We start from the raw sequence: 18128 nt of genomic DNA on the forward strand, positions 1-18128 counted from the left end.
GTCCGTCCGCAGCGGAGGCCGGACCGGCCGTGCCCCGGGACCGGCCGTGCCCCGGGCGCGGCGCCCGTCGCACGTGGCGCGGGGTTGCGCGGCTCTCGCGGGACCAGCCGTGTCCCCTCCGGCGCGGCATCCGTCGCAAGTGGTGCGGGAGTCGCGGCTCTTGCGGGACCACCCACGGCACCGGCTCCGGCGCGGCGTCCGGAGCGGAGCGCCAGCGGAGTCGGAGGGCGCCGCGCGGTTTGCCCGCGGGAGCGTGCGGAACCCGGCCCCGCCGGAAGCGGGAAAGGCAAAGGCTTTCAGGTCTTCGACGATCGGCGGGGCGAGCGCCGGCGTCCGGACAGCACGGAGAAACGATCTCAGCTACGGCAGCCGGTCGGCACGTCCTCGCGGGAGAGCAGCGTCGACGCGATGGTGGCGGAGAACTCCGTGGTCCACTGCCCGGGGGACTCGTAGTCCTTCGGGATGGTGACCGTCACCGGGACGCGGCGGTCGACGGTGGTCCAGGTGGAGCCGGAGGCGGTTTCGGTGGCGTGCCAGCAGACGCCGCTCAGCGGGTAGACCAGGTCCGTGGCCAGGAATGACGGCTGATCTCCGCCGCAGGCGACGGTGATGGCGGGCTCGCCGTAGGCCACGTTCTGCTCGGGGCCGGCGGAGACCGGGCGCTGTGGCAGGTCTCGGAGCGTCACGGGCAGTTGTGAGGTCAGCGCGCGGCAGGCGACCGTCTCGTCCGTGCCGAGCGTCGGGGCGGCCATCTCCACCGGGGTCGTCGGCACGGGGCGGGGGGCGCCCGAGGACGGTGCGGCCTCGGGCTCGGCGTCGGGCAGCGCGGAGATGGCGACGAGGGCCACGATCACGGCGACGGGCACCGCGACGATCGTGGCCCACAGCGCTGCCGTACGGGTGGTGCGGTCCATCTAGAGACGCACCACCGAGCAGGTGACCGTGCGGGTGATGCCCGGCACGAGCTGAACCTTGCTCACGACGATCTTCCCGAGTTCGTCCACCGTGGTGGCCTCTGTGAGCACCACCACGTCGTAGGGGCCCACGACCGCGTCGACCCTGATGACGCCGGATATGTTGCTGATCTGCGCGGCCACGTCACGCGCGCGTCCGACCTCCGTCTGGATGAGGATGTACGCCTGGACCACGACACGACTCCTATCCGCCGCCGCCGGCGGCTCGGTTGGTGAAACTACCGTACGGAAGTGCAGGTCCGTGTGCAGGAGGAGCGCAGGGTGACTGAGGGGACGTCAGTGGCGAAGGACGGCGAGTTCGGGTTGATCGCCCGGGTCACCGCGCGACTCACCGCCGGGCCGACCTGTCTGCTGGGTCCCGGCGACGACGCGGCGCTGGTCGCGGCGCCGGACGGGCGGGTCGTCGCCTCCACGGACGTGCTCGTCGACGGCCGCCACTTCCGGCGCGATTGGGGCAGCGGCACCGACATCGGCCACCGCGCCGCCGCGGCGAACCTGGCCGACATCGCGGCGATGGGCGCGTATCCGACCGCGCTCCTGGTCGCCCTCTGCGCGCCGCCGGACCTGGACGCCGCCTGGGCCGAGGAGCTCGCGGACGGCCTCGCCGAGGAGGCGGAGTCGGTCGGCGCCAGCGTGGTCGGCGGCGACATGTCGGCCAGCCCGACGCTCACCGTCGCGGTCACCGCGCTCGGCGACATGCACGGCCTGCAACCGGTGCTGCGCAGCGGCGCGCGGCCGGGCGACATCGTGGCGATGGCCGGGCGGGTCGGGTTCGCGGGCGCGGGTTACACCGTGCTGTCGCGCGGCTTCCGCACGCCGAAGCTGCTGGTCGACGCGTACCGGCGGCCGCAGGTGCCGTACAAGCAGGGCCCGATCGCGAACCGGCTCGGCGCCACCTCGATGATCGATGTCTCGGACGGGCTGCTGGCCGACCTCGGGCACATCGCGGACGCCAGCAAGGTCGCGATCGACGTGCACCGGGACGCGTTCGACCTGCCCGACCAGATGCGCGACGCGGCCACCGCGCTGGGCGTCGACCCGTACAGCTGGGTCCTCGGCGGCGGCGACGACCACGCGCTCTGCGCGACGTTCCCGGCCGGGGTCGCGCTGCCGGAGGAGTGGCGCCGGGTGGGCACGGTCGCCGAGGGCGAGGGCGTCACGGTCGACGGGCGGGCCTGGGAGGGCCGGCTCGGCTGGGACCATTTCAAGATCTAGATTTCCCGCTTCCGGCCCGGTCGCGGCCCGCATGCTCCCGCGGGCACCGGTCGGCCGCGGGCGGCCTCCCTGCCGGTCCCGCGGTGGGCCGGAAAACCCGGGCCCGTCGCGGGCCGTGGCCGAGGCGCTCGGCGACGTTCCGTAGCGCGAATCTCATTTGGCTGTCGGCCTCTGGGTTTCGGCTGGTCGTGGTCGTACCCTCTCGGACTGTGAAGGACTTCGAGGTGCGATCGGTCCGGTACGACGAGCCGGAGGCCCAGACCGTCATGCGCGCGGCGCTGGCGGAGCTGGCCGTCCGCTACGGCGGCACCGGTGACGACACCCCGATGGACCCGGCCGAGTTCACCCCGCCGCGCGGCGACTTCGTGGTCGCGTTCCTGGGCGGCGAGCCGGTCGGCGGCGCGGGCTGGCGCGCGCACGGCGACGAGGACGCGGAGCTGAAGCGGATGTTCACGTCCGTGGCCGTGCGTGGCCGGGGGATCGGCCGCCGGGTGCTGGCCGCGGTGGAGGAGTCGGCGCGGGCACAGGGCCGCAGGCGGATGATCCTCGAAGTCGGCGATCTCCAGCCGGAGGCGATCGCGATGTACCACGCTTGCGGGTATGACCGGATCGAGAACTTCGGCTTCTACCGGAACGACCCGGGCTGCCTCTCCTTCGCCCGGGTCCTCTAGCCGGACACTCCGCCGGCGGGCGCTCGCACCCGCGGTGGCCGCCGTGGTGCTGGCCGCGGCCGGGTTCACGCTGACCGGCCGGCCGACCCACGACCCCGCGGAGGCGAGGGCGGCGGTGCACCGGATGGGCGGTCTGCCCCGGCGGGACCTGGACCACCCCGCGAAGAAGGAGATCGCCATGCGGCTGGTCTCCAGCGCGGAGAACTCGTCGCTGAACTGGCGCGCGCAGTACGGCTACATCGAGGACATCCGGGACGGCCGGGGCTACACCGGCGGCATCATCGGCTTCACGAGCGGCACCGGCGACCTGCTGGCGGTCGTGCTCCGGTACACCGCGGCCCGGCCGGTGAACCCGCTGGCCCGCTACGTCCCCGCGCTGCGCCGGGTGATCGGCAGCGGCTCGCACGCCGGCCTGGACCCCGGGTTCCCGCGCGCCTGGCGGGCCGCCGCCGCCGACCCGCTGTTCCGCGCCGCGCAGGACGCCACGCGGGACCGCGTCTACCTCAGCCCGGCGGTCGGGCAGGCCATGCGGGACGGGCTGCGCGCGCTGGGACAGTTCGCCTACTTCGACGCGATGGTCATGCACGGCCCCGGCCCGGACCCGGCGAGCTTCGGCGGCATCCGCGCCGCCGCCATGCGCCGCGCCCGCACGCCGGCCCAGGGCGGTGCCGAGACCGCCTACCTGCACGCCTTCCTGACCGCCCGCACCGCGGCCATGCGCCGGGAGGCGGCACACCGGGACACCAGCCGCGTCGACACCGCCCAGCGGGCCTTCCTGAAAGCCGGCAACCTCGACCTGAACCCACCACTGCGGTGGAGCGTCTACGGCGACCGCTACGCGATCATGCGCTAGACCGGGACGGACAGCACGTTCTCCACCGCGGTGATCAGCTCCTGCTTGCGGAACGGCTTCTGCAGCAGGACCGTGCCCGGGTCGAGGCTGCCCTTCTCGGTGAGCACCGGCGCGGCGTAGCCGGACATGAACAGCACGGGCAGCCCGTCGCGGAACTCGCGCAGCTTCTCGGCCAGTTCCGTGCCGGACATCTCGGGCATCATGATGTCGGTGATCAGCAGGTCGATGCTGCCGTCGTGAGCGCGCGCCCGGTCCAGCGCCTCGTGCCCGTCCGCGGCGATGAGCACGTCGTAGCCGGACTTGCCGAGCATCCGGCGGACCACCTCGCGCAGGTCCGGCTCGTCGTCGACGACCAGGATGGTGCGGCGGCCGTCCCGCTCCGCCCCGGCGCCCGCCACCGGGTCGCCGGTGCCGCGGCGCGGCTCCAGGACGTCGTCGGCGGGCAACATGATCACCACGGTGGTGCCCCGGCCCGGGTCGGACGCGATGTTGATCTCACCGCCGGCCGCGGTGACCATGCCGTGCGCCACGGCCAGGCCCATGCCGGCGAACGAGACCGGGTCCTTGGTGGTGTAGAACGGCTCGAACGCGCGCTCCAGCACCTCCGGGGGCATGCCGGTGCCGGTGTCGGTGACCCGGATCTTGACCTGGCGGCTGGGCCGCGCGCCCGGCACGCTCTTGGTGCACGGCTCGGCCGTGATGCTCAGCCGGCCGCCGTGCGGCATCGCGTCGCGCGCGTTGAGGGCCAGGTTGACCAGCGTCTGCTCCAACTGACCCGGGTCGACCACCACGGGCGGCAGGTCCTTGTGCGCGTTCGTGGTGATCGTGATGTCGTCGCCGATCGAGTGGGCGAGCAGCGCGTAGACGTCCGCCACGGTACGGGAGATGTCGTGCCGGACCGGCCGGGCCACCTCGCGCCGGCCGAACGCGAGCAGCTGCCGGGCGTACTCGCTGGCCCGGTCCACGGTCTTGCGGATCTGCGCGATGTCGGTGAGTGCCTCACGCACGCTGGCGCCGGTGACCGGCCCGCTCAGCTCCTCGGCCACGAAGCCGGCGTGCGAGTCGATGATGGCCAGCAGGTTGTTGAAGTGGTGCGCGACGCCGCCCGCGAGCTGGCCCACGCTCTCCAGCCGCAGTGCCGCGTTCAGCTCCTGCTCCAGGCGGGTGCGCTCGGCCTCGGCCGCGATCCGGTCGGTGGTGTCCACCACGGTGGCCGAGATCAGCGTCTCGGAGCCGACGTCGATCGGGGACAGCGAGACCTCCGCCGGGAAGCGACTGCCGTCCTTCCGTACCCCGTGCAGGTCCTGCTCCTCGGCGCCGGAGCGGGGGATCAGGCGCTCGACCGGCAGGCCCAGCACCTCCTCCGCGCCGTAGCCGAACAGCCGCTCGGTCTCCGGGTTCACGAAGCGGATCAGGCCGTCCTCACCGATGCCGATGATGCCGATCGGCAGCGCGTTCAGCAGCCCGCGGAACATGCTCTGCGCCCGGTTCGTCTCGCCGATGTCCCGGGAGAAGCCGGCCGCCCCGATGATGTGGCCGCGCGCGTCCGCGATCGGGGAGATGGTGGCCGCGACCGTGAGCAGCCGGCCGTCCTTGTGGCGGCGGACCGCGGAGAACATCTCGACGTGGCTGCCGGAGATGGTCCGGCGGAACCGCTCCTCCTCCAGCTCCTGCCCGTCCGGCGGGAACAGCACGCTGCGCGGGCGGCCCAGCATCTCCGCCGCGGTGTAGCCGTAGAGGCGCTCGGCCGCCGGGTTCCAGATGGTGACCATGCCGTCCCGGTCGGCCGCGATGATGGCGTCGTGCGAGGACCGGACCAGCGCGCCGACCAGGTTGATCGCACCGGCCAGCTGGTCCTCCGCGCTCAGCCGGCGGATCGCGGCCGTGATGGTGAGCCCGTGCTCCTCCATGCTGCGCCACACCGTGACCACCGCGGGGAAGACCGTGCCGTCCGCGCAGCGGCAGCTCAGCTCGAACCGGGAGGAGTCGTTGCCGATCGCGGCGCTCAGGTCGTGGCCGGGGCCGCTGAGCAGCCCGCCGGGCTCCGGGATGACGTCCTCCACCGGGCGCCCGAAGAGCTCGTGCGGGTGATATCCGAGGAGCGTGCGCGCGCCGTCACCGGCGTCGGTGATCCGGCCGTCCAGGGAGAGCGACAGCACGGCCTCGTCGCCGTCGGGATCGGTCGTTCCGCCCATCAGCACCCCGCGCTCGTATCGCCGCAGCCAGTTCCCTCAGGATAGGGACGAAAAGCGAGCCGGTGAGGCGGAAAGCGCAGATAACGCGCACGTACGCCCTGCCGCCGTGGGCGACAGGGCGTACGTCAAGCGAACCTATGTCGTTAGGCCCGGGTGACCTTGCCGGCCTTGATGCACGAGGTGCAGGCCTGGACCTTGCGGGTGTTACCGCCACCGGCCGGGGTGCGCACCGTCTGGATGTTCGGGTTCCAGCGGCGGTTGGTCCGCCGGTGCGAGTGGGACACGTTGTGGCCGAAGCCCGGCCCCTTGCCACAGACGTCGCAGACGCTTGCCACGGAAGTCTCCTGCTGTCGATCGATCGATGCTCGTCGCACGAGGTGACGCCATGTGCTGGCGTGACACCATGCGACAGTCCCGCGGCGCGGGCCGCAGACGTGAGGTCACCCGCGCACGAGGCCTAGGCAACCCGACCAGGCTACCCGACGCGGGCCCCGACCAGCCAATCGGGTCCGAGGACCGTCCCGACCCGCGAAAGTGTCGGTGACCGACTATAGGCTTTTTCCGTGCTGGAGACCCTGGATGCGACGGTCGTGCGCCGCTGGTGCGGTGCCGGGCTGAGCGCGTTGCGGGCGCACCAGCGCGAGATCGACGAGCTGAACGTCTATCCGGTGCCCGACGGCGACACCGGGACCAACCTGGTGCTCACGCTCACCTCCGCGCAGCGCGCGCTCGCGCTCGACCTGGACAACTCGGCCGAGACCGGCCGCACCGCGCACGGCCACACGCTGCACCTGCTGGCCCGTGGCGCGCTGCTCGGCGCGCGCGGCAACTCCGGCGTGATCATCTCGCAGGTGCTGCGCGGCATGGCGGACACGCTGGCCGACGTGCCCGAGGTGCGCGGCCGGCAGCTGGCCGCGGCGCTGCGCGCGGCCACCGCGGCGGCATACTCCGCGGTCGCCGAGCCGGTCGAGGGCACCGTGCTGTCCGTGCTCTCCGCGGCCGCGGACGGCGCGTCCCGGGCCGAGACCGACGACGTGGCCGAGGTGGCGCGCGCCGCGTCCGCGTCCGCGTCGGTGGCACTGGCCCGCACGCCGGAGCAACTGCCGGTGCTGGCCCGGGCCGGCGTGGTGGACGCCGGCGGGCGCGGGCTGTGCCTGCTGCTGGAGGCGCTGGCCGAGTCGTTCGACGGCGAGCCCGGCGAGGTCGAGGAGCCGCCGCCCGTCGCGTCGTCGCCGGTCCCGCGCCCACCCGCCGCGCCGCGCGAGACCGGCTCACCCGACTTCGCGTACGAGGTGCAGTACCTGCTGGACGCGGAGGAGGACGCGGTCGACCGGCTCAAGCGCACGCTGCGCGGGCTGGGCGACTCGCTGGTCGTGGTCGGCTCCGGCGGGCGTCCCCCGGTCTGGCACGTGCACGTCCACGTGAACGACGTGGGTGCCGCGATCGAGGCGGGCGTGGTCGCGGGCCGCCCGCACCAGATCACGGTCACCCGGTTCGCGGACCACGCCGCCGCGCTGCCCGCCCCGCGCGCCCGCGCCCGCGCGGCCGTGGTGATGGCGGACGGCCCCGGGCTCGCCGCGCTCTACACCGGCGAGGGCGCGATCGTGGTCGGCGACAACCCGTCGCCGCGCGAGCTGCTGGAGGCGATCTCGGCCAGCGGTGCCATGGAGGTCGTGCTGCTGCCGAACGACGGCGACACCCGCGCGGTCGCGGTCGCCGCCGCGCGCGAGGTGACCGGCCCGCGGGTCAGCGTGGTGCCGACCCGCTCGCCGGTGCAGACGCTGGCCGCGCTCGCGGTGCGCGACGACGCGCGCAGCTTCGAGGACGACGTGATCGCGATGGCCGAGGCGGCCGGCGCGTGCCGCTGGGCCGAGGTGACGCGGGCCAGCCGGGAGGCGCTGACCATGGCCGGCCGCTGCCGGGCCGGCGACGTGCTGGGCCTGATCGAGGGCGAGGTCACGCTGATCGGGTCGCAGCTCACCGGCGTCGGCACCGAGCTGCTCGACCGGTTGCTCGGCGGCGGTGGCGAGCTGGTCACGCTGCTCTTCGGCGCGGACGCGCCGTCCGGGCTGGAGCCGGCGCTGCGCGCCCACCTGGCGGCCGCCTGGCCGTTCGTGGAGGTCCGCGGCTACGACGGCGGTCAGCCCGTCTACCCCCTGCTGATCGGCGTGGAGTGAGCGCATGACGGAGACGGCCGTCACGGTCGACACCCCCCTGGAGAAGGTCCTCGGCGCGAAGTCGGCGAAGCCGCTGGCCGACAAGCTCGGCCTGCACACCGCCGGTGACCTGCTCTACCACTTCCCCCGCCGGCACGACCAGCGCGGCGAGCACACCGACATCCGCGGGCTGGAGGTCGGCGAGGACGTCACCGTCCTGGCCCAGGTCAAGCGCGCCGAGGTGCGCCCGATGCGGCAGCGCAAGGGCCAGCTGCTGGAGGTGCTGGTCGGCGACGACACCGGCAACACGATCTCGCTGACCTTCTTCAGCCAGGCGTGGCGGCAGCGCGACCTGCGGCCCGGCCGGTGGGGCATGTTCGCCGGCAAGGTCACCGAGTTCCGCGGCAAGCGGCAGCTCAACGGCCCGGAGTACATGCTGTTCGACGAGGAGTCCGAGGTCGAGATCGACGACTTCGCCGGCGCCTTCATCCCGGTCTACCCGGCCGCCGCCGCGGTGCCGACCTGGACCGTCGCGAAGGCGGTGGACGTGGTGCTCGGCGTGATCACCATGCCGGAGGACCCGCTGCCCTCCGCCGTGCGGGCCGAGCACGGGCTGATGAGCCTGGACCGCGCGCTCCGCGAGATCCACAAGCCGTCCGACGAGGCCGGGCTCTACCGCGCCAAGCACCGCCTGAAGTGGGACGAGGCGTTCGCGGTGCAGCTCACGCTGGTCCAGCGGAAGGTGCGGGCCGCGTCCTGGCCGGCCCGCCCGCGCCCGCGCCGGGACGGCGGCCTGCTGGAGCGGTTCGACGCCGCGATGCCGTTCGAGCTGACCGAGGGCCAGGCCACGGTGGGCGAGGAGATCGCCGCCGACCTGAGCACGCCGCACCCGATGCACCGGCTGCTCCAGGGCGAGGTCGGCTCCGGCAAGACGCTGGTCGCGGTGCGCGCGATGCTCCAGGTGGTGGACGCGGGCGGCCAGGCCGTGCTGCTGGCGCCCACCGAGGTGCTGGCCGCGCAGCACTACCGCGGCATCGCGGAGCTGCTCGGCCCGCTCGGCCGCGCCGGCGAGCTGGACTCCGACCCGGACGCCACCCGCCTCACGCTGATCACCGGCTCGCTCGGGGCGAAGGCGCGGCGCGCCGCGCTGGCCGAGGTCGCGTCCGGGCGGGCCGGCATCGTGGTCGGCACCCACGCGCTGCTCTACGAGGGCGTCGACTTCAAGGATCTCGGTCTGGTCGTGGTGGACGAGCAGCACCGGTTCGGCGTCGAGCAGCGGGACGCGCTGCGCGCCAGGGCCGCGCAGCCGCCGCACGTGCTGGTGATGACGGCCACGCCGATCCCGCGCACGGTCGCCATGACGGTCTTCGGCGACCTGGAGGTCTCCGTGCTGGCGCAGCTGCCGCGCGGCCGGTCGCCGATCGCGTCGCACGTGGTGCCGACCGCGGAGAAGCCCGCGTTCTTCGAGCGCGCCTGGCGGCGCATGCGCGAGGAGGTCGAGAAGGGCCATCAGGGGTACGTGGTGTGCCCGCGGATCGGCTCGGAGGACGGCGAGGACGACGTGGAGCCGCCCGGCGACGGCTCGGACGCGCGCCGGCCGCCGATCGCGGTGCTGGAGGTGGCGCCGATCCTGGCCGAGGACTACCTCAAGGGCCTGCGGATCGGCGTGCTGCACGGCAAGCTCCCGGCCGACGAGAAGGACGCGGTGATGCGCGCCTACGCGGCCGGTGACGTGGACGTGCTGATCGCCACCACCGTCATCGAGGTCGGCGTGAACGTGCCCAACGCGACCGTCATGATCGTGCTGGACGCGGACCGGTTCGGCGTCTCTCAGTTGCACCAGTTGCGCGGCCGGGTCGGCCGGGGCAGCGCGCCCGGCCTGTGCCTGCTGGTCACGGACGCGCTGGAGGGCACGCCCGCGCGGGTCCGGCTGGACGCGGTCGCCTCCACCACGGACGGGTTCCGCCTGGCCGAGCTGGATCTGGAGCAGCGCCGCGAGGGCGACGTGCTGGGCGCCGCGCAGTCCGGCCGCCGCTCGCACCTGCGGCTGCTGTCGCTGCTCCGCGACCAGAAGCTGATCACGGAGGCCCGGGCGCAGGCGCTGGCGCTGGTCCGGGACGATCCGGAGCTGGACCGCCATCCGGCGCTGGCCGCGTCCGTCGCGGCGCTCGTCGACGACGAGCGCGCCGAGTACCTGGAGAAGGGCTGACGCATGATCCTGCACTTCTGCACCGCATCCGACTGGGCGGACGCGCAGCGCGCGGGGGAGTACACCGCGGACTCGCTGCGCACCGAGGGCTTCATCCACTGCTCGACGGCCGCACAGGTGCACATCCCCGCCACCATGCTGGCCAAGGGCCGCACCGACCTGGTGCTGCTGGAGATCGACGAGTCCCGGCTGCCGGAGCCGCCGCGCTGGGAGCCCGGGGAGGGGACGGACCTGACGTTCCCGCACGTCTACGGACCGATCCCGATCCACGCGGTGCTCGCGGTGCATCCGTACCCGCCGGAGCCGGACGGCTCCTTCGCACCGCCGACGGGGCTCGGATGAGCCGGGAGGACGCGGCATGACCAGGATCGTCGCGGGCGCGCTGGGCGGCCGCCGGCTGACCGTGCCGGCCGGCTCGCACACCCGGCCCACCTCCGACCGGGTCCGGGAGGCGCTGTTCAACACGCTGGAGACGCTGACCGACCTGGACGGCGCGCGCGTCGCCGACCTCTACGCCGGGTCCGGCGCGGTCGGGCTGGAGGCGTTGTCCCGGGGCGCGGCGCACGCGCTGCTGGTCGAGCACGACCCGAAGGCGGGGCGGATCGTCCGGGCCAACATCGCGGCGCTGGACGCGCGGGACCGCGCGCACCTGCTCGCGGCGAAGGTCTCCACGGCGCTCGCGGCCGGCCCGCCGGACGGGGAGCGCTACGACCTGGTGTTCGCGGACCCGCCGTACCCGATGCCGGATCAGGAGGTCACCGCCGTGCTGGTGGCGCTGGTGGAGCACGGCTGGCTCGCCGAGGACGCGGTGGTGGTCGTGGAGCGCTCCAGCCGCGGCCCGGATCTCGCCTGGGTGGAGGGCATCACTGCGGTCCGCAGCCGTCGGTACGGCGAAACTACTCTTTGGTACGGTCGCCGATCATGACGCGTGCTGTGTGCCCCGGATCCTTCGATCCCGTGACCAACGGCCATCTGGACATCATCGGCCGGGCCAGTCGGCTCTTCGACGAGGTGATCGTCGGAGTGCTGATCAATCAGTCCAAGCGCGGCCTCTTCACCATCGAGGAGCGCATCGAGCTGCTCACCGAGGTGACCGCCTCGTACGGCAACGTCCGGGTGGACTCGTTCCAGGGCCTGCTGGTCGACTTCTGCCGGGCGCAGCGGGCGGGCGTGGTGGTCAAGGGCCTGCGCGCGGTCAGCGACTTCGACTACGAGCTGCAGATGGCCCAGATGAACATCGGGCTCGCCGGCGTGGAGACGCTGTTCATGCCGACGAACCCGCTGTATTCGTTTCTCTCGTCCAGCCTGGTCAAGGAGGTGGCGAAGTGGGGCGGCGACGTCTCCGCGCACGTCCCGGACGAGGTGGACCGCCGGCTGCGGGCACGGTTGCGCCAGGCCTAGATCCGCCGTCGGCCGGTAACGAGATGACGACGGATCCGACGCGCCGACGAGGTAGGTTTCGCCGCAACGGGGCCTCTGGCCGCATGATGAGTGAAGCAGAACGGCGGAGTGGCCGCAGTCAGTGACAGGAGTGAGGCGCCGGTGGACCCGTCCGACCGTATGGACCCGCTCGACCGCATCGACGAGATCATCAACATCGTGGAGCAGGCGCGCTCCGTGCCGATGTCCCGGACGAATTGCATGGTCGAGCGCGGCGAGATGATCGGCATGCTCGAGGACCTCCGCGCCGAGCTCCCCACGGACCTGCGCAAGGCCGCGGCCCTGCTGGAGGAGCGCGACCGGATAATCGACAAGGGCCGCAGCGAGGCCGAGCGGATCATCGCGGAGGGCGAGGCGGAGCACGCGCGCCTGGTCTCGGTGAACGAGATCACGGTCTCGGCCGAGCACGAGGGCGCCCGGATCATCGCGGAGGCCCGCGCCGAGGCGCAGCGGCTGCGCGAGGAGGTCGACGACTACGTCGACACCGCGCTGGCCAACTTCGAGCAGTTCCTGACCCGGGCGCTGGCGTCGATCGAGCGCGGCCGGGACAAGATGCACGCGCTGCGCGAGATCGGCTCGTTCGCCGGGACCGACGAGGGCGAGCGCCCGCTGCCGTTCTAGCCTGGGCCGATTCGACGCTGCGGTTGCCGGTCGGGTAACCTTTTTCGTCGGCCGTCCTCACGGCCGGAGACTGCTGTGCCCTCGACTCGCGCTACAGAGAATCGTTATGCCTAAGAACCCTGAGAATCACCTCGACCCCCGGTCGCCGCTCGTGCTCGACACCGTCGAGCTGCCGCGCCGTCCTGGTGCCATGCGTGAGCTCGCCCGGGTGGTCGAGGCTCCGGCGGATCTCGGCGTGGAGATGATCGGTGTGGCTAAGGGCGCCGAGATCAGCCTGAACCTGCGGCTGGAGTCGGTGTCCGAGGGCGTGCTCGTGTCGGGCTCCGTGTCCGGGCCGATCACCGGCGAGTGCGGCCGATGCCTCCGCACGATCGACGACTCGTTGACCGTCACCATCCAGGAGCTGTATGCGTACGAGCACAGCGCCACGGACGAGACGACCGACGAGGATGAAGTTGGCCGGATGCAGGGCGATCTGATCGACCTGGAGCCGGCCGTGCGGGACGCGGTGGTGCTGGCCCTGCCGACCAACCCGCTGTGCCGCGACGACTGCCCAGGGTTGTGCTCCGAGTGCGGGGTGCACTGGGACGACCTGCCCGAGGACCACACCCACGAGCAGACCGACCCACGCTGGGCCGCCTTGCACAACCTGACCAACACCGAGGAGTAATTACCGTGGCCGTCCCGAAGCGCAAGATGTCGCGCAGCAACACCCGGTCGCGCCGGGCGCAGTGGAAGACCTCGGCGGTCGCGACCGTTGCCTGCCCGCAGTGCCGCTCGCCGAAGCTGCCGCACACGGCCTGCAACGTCTGCGGCACCTACAACGGTCGTCAGGTCCTCGAGGTCTGACGCCGCGCGGTGACGCATCCGGCCGCCGGTCGGACCGCGCCCGCACCACGGCGACTGCCCGGTGCATCGGCTCCCCCCGCGGAGCCGGGCACCGCGCGGATCGCCGTCGACCTCCTCGGCGGGGATTCTGCACCCGCCGTCGTGGTTGACGGCGCTCTGCGAGCGTGCCGGGCCGATTCCGACCTGCATCTGCTGCTCGTCGGCCCCTCCGAGGTGGCCGACGAGATCATCCATGCCCTCCCGCCGAACGACCGGGACCGCGTCGCCGTCCGTGGCGCGCGGCGCGCGGTCGCGATGGCGGACGCACCCGCGAGCGGGGGCCGCGCCGACACCACGGTGCGGGCGGCCGCCGCCGCGGTCGCGGAGGGCCACGCGGACGCGATGACGTCCGCCGGCCCGAGCGGCGCCATCGTCACCGCGGCCGTGCTCGGCTTCGGCCGCATGCCCGGTGTCCGCCGTCCCGCGCTCGCCGCCACGCTGCCGGCCGCGCACGGCCCGGTGCTGCTGCTCGACGTGGGCGCCTCGATCGAGGCCAGCCCCGCCACCCTGGTCCAGCACGGCCTGCTCGGCGTCGCGTACGCCGGCGCCGTCCTCGGCATGTCCGCCCCGCGCCTGGGGCTGCTCTCCATCGGCACCGAGCCCGGCAAGGGCGACCATCCGCGCCGCGCGGCGGATGTCGCGCTGGCCGGCCGCGCGCTGCCCGGCGGCGCCCGCTACGCCGGGCTGGTCGAGGGCTACGAGATCTCCACCGGCGAGCTCGCCGACGTCGTCGTGACCGACGGCTTCACCGGGAACGTCCTGCTCAAGGGCGTCGAGGGCGTCTACGGCACGACCGCCTCCGACGAGACTCCACCGCGCGCCGCCGCCCTGCTGGGCGTCGGCGGGACCGTGGTCGTCTGTCACGGCGCCGCCACCGGCGCCGACCTGGCCTCGGGCATCGCCCTGGCCGCCGACCTGCATCGACGCGCCGCGATGGCGGCGATCTGCGACCTTATCGGAGTGGAGCATGAGTGAGCTTGCGAACGAATCGTCGGCTCAGCGCCGACCACGGCGTCACCGCACGGGATCGGGGTGCCCGGCATGAGTGAGCTTGCGAACGAATCGTCGGCTCAGCGCCGACCACGGCGTCACCGCACGGGATCGGGGTGCCCGGCATGAGTGAGCGGGATAGACGGCGGAGGCCTCCGGTGGGGCATCTGGAGTCCGCCTTCGGGGTGTCGATCGATCCGGAGCTGCTGGAACGGGCGCTGACCCACCGGTCGTACGCGTACGAGAACGGCGGCCTGCCCACCAACGAGCGGCTGGAGTTCCTCGGCGACTCCGTGCTCGGCGTCGTGATCACCACGGCGCTCTTCACCGACCACCCGGACCTGCCCGAGGGCAAGCTCGCGAAGCTGCGGGCCAGCGTGGTCAACATGACCGCGCTCGCGGACGTGGCGCGCACGCTCGGCCCGGAAGGGCTGGGTGCGTACCTCTTCCTCGGCAAGGGCGAGGAGACCACCGGCGGCCGGGACAAGGCCAGCATCCTGGCGGACACGCTGGAGGCGCTGCTCGGCGCGATCTACCTCCAGCACGGCCTGGACGTCGCGGCCGAGGTGATCCACAAGCTGTTCGACCCGCTGATGGCCGCGTCCTCGAAGCAGGGACCGAGCCTGGACTGGAAGACCAGCCTCCAGGAGCTGACCGCCTCGCTCGGGCTGGGCGTGCCGGAGTACCGGATCGACGAGGCCGGGCCGGACCACGCGAAGACGTTCACCGCCTGGGTCGTGGTGGCCGGCGAGCGGTACGGCGGCGCCGAGGGCAAGAGCAAGAAGCAGGCGGAGCAGCGGGCGGCGGAGGCGGCCTGGCGGGTCCTCTCCGACCAGGGCCCGGGCTCGCTCAGCACCGGCGTACCCACCGATGGGGCACCGTGACGGACGTGGCTCGAGCCGGGTCCGTCACCGAGGACCCGGTCCGGCGCCCCGAGCGCCTCTCCACGCTCTGGCACGTCGCCATCGTGCTCGGGATCTACGTCGCGGTGCGCGGCCTCCAGTCCGCGGCCATCGCCTGGCTCGCGCTGCCCGGCGCCACGGTCGCGGACAGCCTGCTCTCCTGGGACGCGGGGTGGTTCATCCGGGTCGCGGCGGAGGGCTACCCGACCGGCTACACCTACGACGACGAGGGCACGCTGGTCGGCAACGGCATCGCGTTCTTCCCGCTCTATCCCGCGCTGATCCGGCTCGTCTCGTACACCGGGCTCGGCCTGGCGGACGCCGCGCTGGCCGTCACCTGGACCTGCGGCGCCGCGGCCACGGTCGCGCTGCTCCTGCTCGGCACGCGCCTCTACGACCGCCGCACCGGCTATGCGCTCACCGTCCTCGTGATCGCGCAGCCGATGTCCGTGGTGCTGAACATGGGCTACTCGGAGGGCCTGTTCCTGGCGCTGGCGGCCGGCGCGCTACTCGCGGCGCACCGGCGGGCCTGGGTCTGGATGGGCGTGCTCGGCCTGGCCGGCGCGCTCGCCCGGCCGACCGGCTTCGCACTCACCGTGGCGCTCGCGGTCGCGGCGCTGCTGGCCTGGCGCACCGAGACCGCGCGCGGCCGGGCCACCTCGCTGGCCGCGGCCGCGGTCGCGCTGTCCGGCACGCCCGCCTACCTGCTCTGGGCCGGTCATCGGATCGGCGACTGGAACGCCTGGTTCACCGTGCAGACCGCCGGGTGGGGCTCCACGTTCGACTTCGGCCGGACCACGATCGCGTTCCTGGACAACACGCTGCGTACCGGGAACAGCTGGGTGCAGGTCAGCGTGGCGTGGATCCTGATCGGCGCGGTCGTGCTCGCGGTCGTGGCCGTGCTTCAGCGGCCGTGGTGGCCGCTCGTCGCGTACGGCCTGGTCACGCTCGTGCTGGTGGTCGGCCAGGGCGGCTACTACCATTCCAAGCCGCGCCTGCTCGTACCCGTGCTGCTGATCCTGCTGCCGCTCGCGACCGCGCTGGGCCGTGCCCGCTGGCGCACGATGGTCCCCGCGCTCGCCGGCTACGCCGCGTTCGGCCTCTGGTACGGCGCCTACCTCGTCACCGTCTGGCCCTACACGATCTGAGGTCACCCGTGCCCGAACTCCCCGAGGTCGAGACCGTCCGCGCGGGCCTGACCAGCTGGGTCATCGGCCGCCGCCTGCACACGGTGGAGGTCCGCCACCCGCGCGCGATCCGCCGTCACGTACCCGGCGCCGAGCACTTCGCGGCCGTGCTGGCCGGGCGCACGATCACGGACGTGTGCCGCCGCGGCAAGTACCTCTGGCTCCCGCTCGACTCCGGCGACGCGATCATCGGCCACCTCGGCATGTCCGGCCAACTGCTGGTCCAGCCGCCCGGCACGCCCGAGGAGACGCACCTGCGCGTCCGCTTCGGCTTCGACGACGACGGCCCGGAGCTGCGCTTCATCGACCAGCGCACGTTCGGCGGCCTGTCCGTCTCGTCCGGCGGCGCCGAACTGCCGCCCGAGATCGCGCACATCGCCCGCGACCCGATGGACCCGCTGTTCGACGACGCCGACTTCACGGAGCGCCTGCGCCGCAAGCACACCGAGATCAAGCGCGCGCTGCTCGACCAGTCCCTGATCTCCGGCGTCGGCAACATCTACGCCGACGAGGCGCTGTGGCGCGCCAAGCTGCACGGCGCCCGCCCCACCGACGCGCTCACCCGCCCCGCCGTCGCCCGCCTGCTCGGCCACGTCCGCGACGTGCTCGCCGCCGCGATCAAGGAGGGCGGCACCAGCTTCGACGCGCTCTACGTCAACGTCAACGGCGAGAGCGGCTACTTCGACCGGTCACTCAACGTCTACGGCCAGGAGGGCCTGCCCTGCACCCGCTGCGGCACCCCGATCCGCCGCGAGTCGTTCATGAACCGCTCCAGCTTCAGCTGTCCACGCTGCCAGCCCAAACCCCGATAGACCCCGATATACCCGCTTCCGGCGGGTCGGTTTCCGCATGCTCCCGCGGGCACCGGTCGTCGCTGGCGCTCCTCCCTTCGGCATCCGTGGCCGCAAGCCCACAACCGCGGCCCCGCACCTCGCCGCCGGCCGCGGCGCCTCGGGTCGCGGCGCCTCGGGTCGCGGCGCCTCGGGTCGCGGCGCCTCGGGTCGCGGCGCCTCAGGGGAGCGGCACCGGGCTGGCCAGCGCCCAGGCCGCGCCGCGCAGGCCGATCAGGCGGCGGGCGACGTCGAGCTGGGCGACCGGCACGTCGTGGACCAGATGCGCGTCGCCCGGCCGCGTGGCGGTCCGCTGGTAGTCCAGCCAGCTCCCGGCGAAGCCCACGATCCGCGCGCCCAGGCACCGGTACCGCGGATGCGGCTCCGCACCCGGCGCGAGCAGCACCTCCGCCAGCCCGAGCCGCTCCGCGTGCCGGACCGCCAGCGCCACCGCGCCCAGTTCGTCCGCCTCCGGCGGGCAGTGGTCCAGCACCAGCCCGTGCACCGGCCGCCCGGCCCAGCCCGCCACGTCGTCGACCAGCGCGGCGACCGGGCGCCGCCCGCGCTCCAGGTCCACCCGGCCGAGCATCCGCACGCCGGCCGCGGCCAGCGTCGCGATCGTGGCCCGCAGTTCCCGGTCCGGCACGTCCAGGATCGCGGTCACCGCGCTGTCCACTCCGGCCACGGCCGCCCAGATCTCCGCCGGACACCGCCGATGCGCCTCCAGCGGCAGCAGCACCGGCACGCCCGTCCCCGGAGCGCCCGTCCTCATCGCAGCCCACTCCACCAGCCCGGTCGGCGGCGCGCTCTCCTCCACCCGCTCCACCGGCGGCACCGCCGTCCTCCACTCCGGACGAGCCTGCGCCGGCACGGCCGGCCGAATCCTCGGCACGGTCATCCCGTCTCCCTCCGCTCGGTGTGCTCCGGCTGCCCCGCACGGGCCAGCCGCTGTCGGCGTGCCGGTAGCTCCGGGAGATCGGCACGAGGTGTCCGCCAG

General features: G+C 73.5%; 20 protein-coding genes. 15 read left to right on the forward strand and 5 right to left on the reverse strand.

The annotated features are described in order from the left end of the window. Positions 1-356: 356 nt before the first annotated feature. Positions 357-914, reverse strand: coding sequence for a DUF3515 family protein (locus J2S41_RS00305; RefSeq protein ID WP_310361472.1), 558 nt, complete (start codon positions 912-914; stop codon positions 357-359). After that, positions 915-1148, reverse strand: coding sequence for an Lrp/AsnC ligand binding domain-containing protein (locus J2S41_RS00310; RefSeq protein WP_306834349.1), 234 nt, complete (start codon positions 1146-1148; stop codon positions 915-917). It abuts the gene before it with no gap. A gap of 87 nt (positions 1149-1235) precedes the next feature. On the opposite strand from J2S41_RS00310, the gene J2S41_RS00315 reads away from it, so the two are divergent. From J2S41_RS00315 to J2S41_RS00325, 3 genes are all read left to right on the forward strand, one after another. After that, positions 1236-2189: a thiamine-phosphate kinase gene (locus tag J2S41_RS00315; RefSeq protein WP_310361481.1), complete on the forward strand. Its 954-nt coding sequence runs from the start codon at positions 1236-1238 to the stop codon at positions 2187-2189. Between the two features lie 266 nt (positions 2190-2455). After that, entirely contained in the window at positions 2456-2860 is a 405-nt protein-coding gene (locus J2S41_RS00320) for a GNAT family N-acetyltransferase (protein ID WP_374728235.1), read from the forward strand. A gap of 34 nt (positions 2861-2894) precedes the next feature. After that, positions 2895-3713 (forward strand): chitosanase, encoded by an 819-nt coding sequence (locus tag J2S41_RS00325; RefSeq protein WP_310361487.1) that lies wholly within the window; start codon positions 2895-2897, stop codon positions 3711-3713. Here J2S41_RS00325 and J2S41_RS00330 read toward each other — a convergent pair. Then, positions 3710-5908 (reverse strand): PAS domain S-box protein, encoded by a 2199-nt coding sequence (locus tag J2S41_RS00330; protein WP_310361489.1) that lies wholly within the window; start codon positions 5906-5908, stop codon positions 3710-3712. The two genes, J2S41_RS00325 and J2S41_RS00330, sit on opposite strands and share 4 nt — an antisense overlap. Positions 5909-6051: 143 nt before the next feature. Then, positions 6052-6243: a 50S ribosomal protein L28 gene (gene rpmB / locus J2S41_RS00335; protein ID WP_033343896.1), complete on the reverse strand. Its 192-nt coding sequence runs from the start codon at positions 6241-6243 to the stop codon at positions 6052-6054. Positions 6244-6471: 228 nt separating this feature from the next. Between rpmB and fakA the strand changes: the two genes are divergently transcribed. The 12 genes from fakA to mutM all read left to right on the forward strand — a co-directional run bounded on the left by fakA (position 6472) and on the right by mutM (position 17113). Continuing rightward, positions 6472-8085: a fatty acid kinase ATP-binding subunit FakA gene (gene fakA, locus J2S41_RS00340; RefSeq protein WP_310361492.1), complete on the forward strand. Its 1614-nt coding sequence runs from the start codon at positions 6472-6474 to the stop codon at positions 8083-8085. A gap of 4 nt (positions 8086-8089) precedes the next feature. Next, on the forward strand, positions 8090-10273 hold the full coding sequence (gene recG, locus J2S41_RS00345; protein WP_310361494.1) for an ATP-dependent DNA helicase RecG: 2184 nt from the start codon (positions 8090-8092) through the stop codon (positions 10271-10273). A gap of 3 nt (positions 10274-10276) precedes the next feature. Continuing rightward, the gene (locus tag J2S41_RS00350; RefSeq protein WP_310361497.1) at positions 10277-10615 is read left to right on the forward strand and encodes a DUF952 domain-containing protein; all 339 of its coding nucleotides are present in this window, start codon (positions 10277-10279) and stop codon (positions 10613-10615) included. A gap of 16 nt (positions 10616-10631) precedes the next feature. Next, positions 10632-11198: a 16S rRNA (guanine(966)-N(2))-methyltransferase RsmD gene (gene rsmD, locus J2S41_RS00355; RefSeq protein WP_310361498.1), complete on the forward strand. Its 567-nt coding sequence runs from the start codon at positions 10632-10634 to the stop codon at positions 11196-11198. Beyond that, entirely contained in the window at positions 11195-11674 is a 480-nt protein-coding gene (gene coaD, locus J2S41_RS00360) for a pantetheine-phosphate adenylyltransferase (protein ID WP_310361500.1), read from the forward strand. Before rsmD ends, coaD begins: the two co-directional genes overlap by 4 nt. A gap of 159 nt (positions 11675-11833) precedes the next feature. Beyond that, positions 11834-12334 carry a hypothetical protein gene (locus tag J2S41_RS00365; protein WP_310376208.1) on the forward strand — a complete coding sequence of 167 codons (501 nt, stop codon included), beginning with the start codon at positions 11834-11836 and terminating at the stop codon, positions 12332-12334. A 106-nt stretch (positions 12335-12440) separates the two neighbouring features. Further along, a complete protein-coding gene (locus J2S41_RS00370; protein WP_310361502.1) occupies positions 12441-13004 on the forward strand; it encodes a YceD family protein in 564 nt (187 codons plus the stop codon). 5 nt (positions 13005-13009) lie between these two features. After that, positions 13010-13183, forward strand: coding sequence for a 50S ribosomal protein L32 (gene rpmF / locus J2S41_RS00375; RefSeq protein ID WP_310361504.1), 174 nt, complete (start codon positions 13010-13012; stop codon positions 13181-13183). Between the two features lie 54 nt (positions 13184-13237). After that, positions 13238-14197, forward strand: a complete 960-nt coding sequence (locus J2S41_RS00380; RefSeq protein WP_310376210.1) for a phosphate acyltransferase PlsX — start codon at positions 13238-13240, stop codon at positions 14195-14197. Positions 14198-14337: 140 nt separating this feature from the next. After that, positions 14338-15096, forward strand: coding sequence for a ribonuclease III (gene rnc, locus J2S41_RS00385; protein ID WP_310361506.1), 759 nt, complete (start codon positions 14338-14340; stop codon positions 15094-15096). A gap of 5 nt (positions 15097-15101) precedes the next feature. After that, positions 15102-16262, forward strand: coding sequence for a hypothetical protein (locus J2S41_RS00390; protein WP_310361508.1), 1161 nt, complete (start codon positions 15102-15104; stop codon positions 16260-16262). Positions 16263-16270: 8 nt separating this feature from the next. Continuing rightward, positions 16271-17113, forward strand: coding sequence for a bifunctional DNA-formamidopyrimidine glycosylase/DNA-(apurinic or apyrimidinic site) lyase (gene mutM, locus J2S41_RS00395; protein ID WP_310361510.1), 843 nt, complete (start codon positions 16271-16273; stop codon positions 17111-17113). Positions 17114-17312: 199 nt separating this feature from the next. Here mutM and J2S41_RS00400 read toward each other — a convergent pair whose 3' ends face one another. Next, positions 17313-18029: a putative glycoside hydrolase gene (locus J2S41_RS00400; RefSeq protein ID WP_310361511.1), complete on the reverse strand. Its 717-nt coding sequence runs from the start codon at positions 18027-18029 to the stop codon at positions 17313-17315. Positions 18030-18128 lie beyond the last annotated feature (99 nt).

The sequence above is a fragment of the Catenuloplanes atrovinosus genome (assembly GCF_031458235.1).
GTDB classification, from domain to species: domain Bacteria; phylum Actinomycetota; class Actinomycetes; order Mycobacteriales; family Micromonosporaceae; genus Catenuloplanes; species Catenuloplanes atrovinosus.

Bases quoted from the DNA above. Each gene is read 5' to 3' on its own strand.
- J2S41_RS00305 (WP_310361472.1), bottom strand. From the start codon at position 914: ATGGACCGCACCACCCGTACGGCAGCGCTGTGGGCCACGATCGTCGCG.
- J2S41_RS00320 (WP_374728235.1), top strand. From the start codon at position 2,456: ATGCGCGCGGCGCTGGCGGAGCTGGCCGTCCGCTACGGCGGCACCGGT.
- J2S41_RS00330 (WP_310361489.1), bottom strand. From the start codon at position 5,908: ATGGGCGGAACGACCGATCCCGACGGCGACGAGGCCGTGCTGTCGCTC.
- recG (WP_310361494.1), top strand. From the start codon at position 8,090: ATGACGGAGACGGCCGTCACGGTCGACACCCCCCTGGAGAAGGTCCTC.
- J2S41_RS00350 (WP_310361497.1), top strand. From the start codon at position 10,277: ATGATCCTGCACTTCTGCACCGCATCCGACTGGGCGGACGCGCAGCGC.
- rsmD (WP_310361498.1), top strand. From the start codon at position 10,632: ATGACCAGGATCGTCGCGGGCGCGCTGGGCGGCCGCCGGCTGACCGTG.
- coaD (WP_310361500.1), top strand. From the start codon at position 11,195: ATGACGCGTGCTGTGTGCCCCGGATCCTTCGATCCCGTGACCAACGGC.
- J2S41_RS00365 (WP_310376208.1), top strand. From the start codon at position 11,834: ATGGACCCGCTCGACCGCATCGACGAGATCATCAACATCGTGGAGCAG.
- J2S41_RS00370 (WP_310361502.1), top strand. From the start codon at position 12,441: ATGCCTAAGAACCCTGAGAATCACCTCGACCCCCGGTCGCCGCTCGTG.
- rnc (WP_310361506.1), top strand. From the start codon at position 14,338: ATGAGTGAGCGGGATAGACGGCGGAGGCCTCCGGTGGGGCATCTGGAG.
- J2S41_RS00400 (WP_310361511.1), bottom strand. From the start codon at position 18,029: ATGACCGTGCCGAGGATTCGGCCGGCCGTGCCGGCGCAGGCTCGTCCG.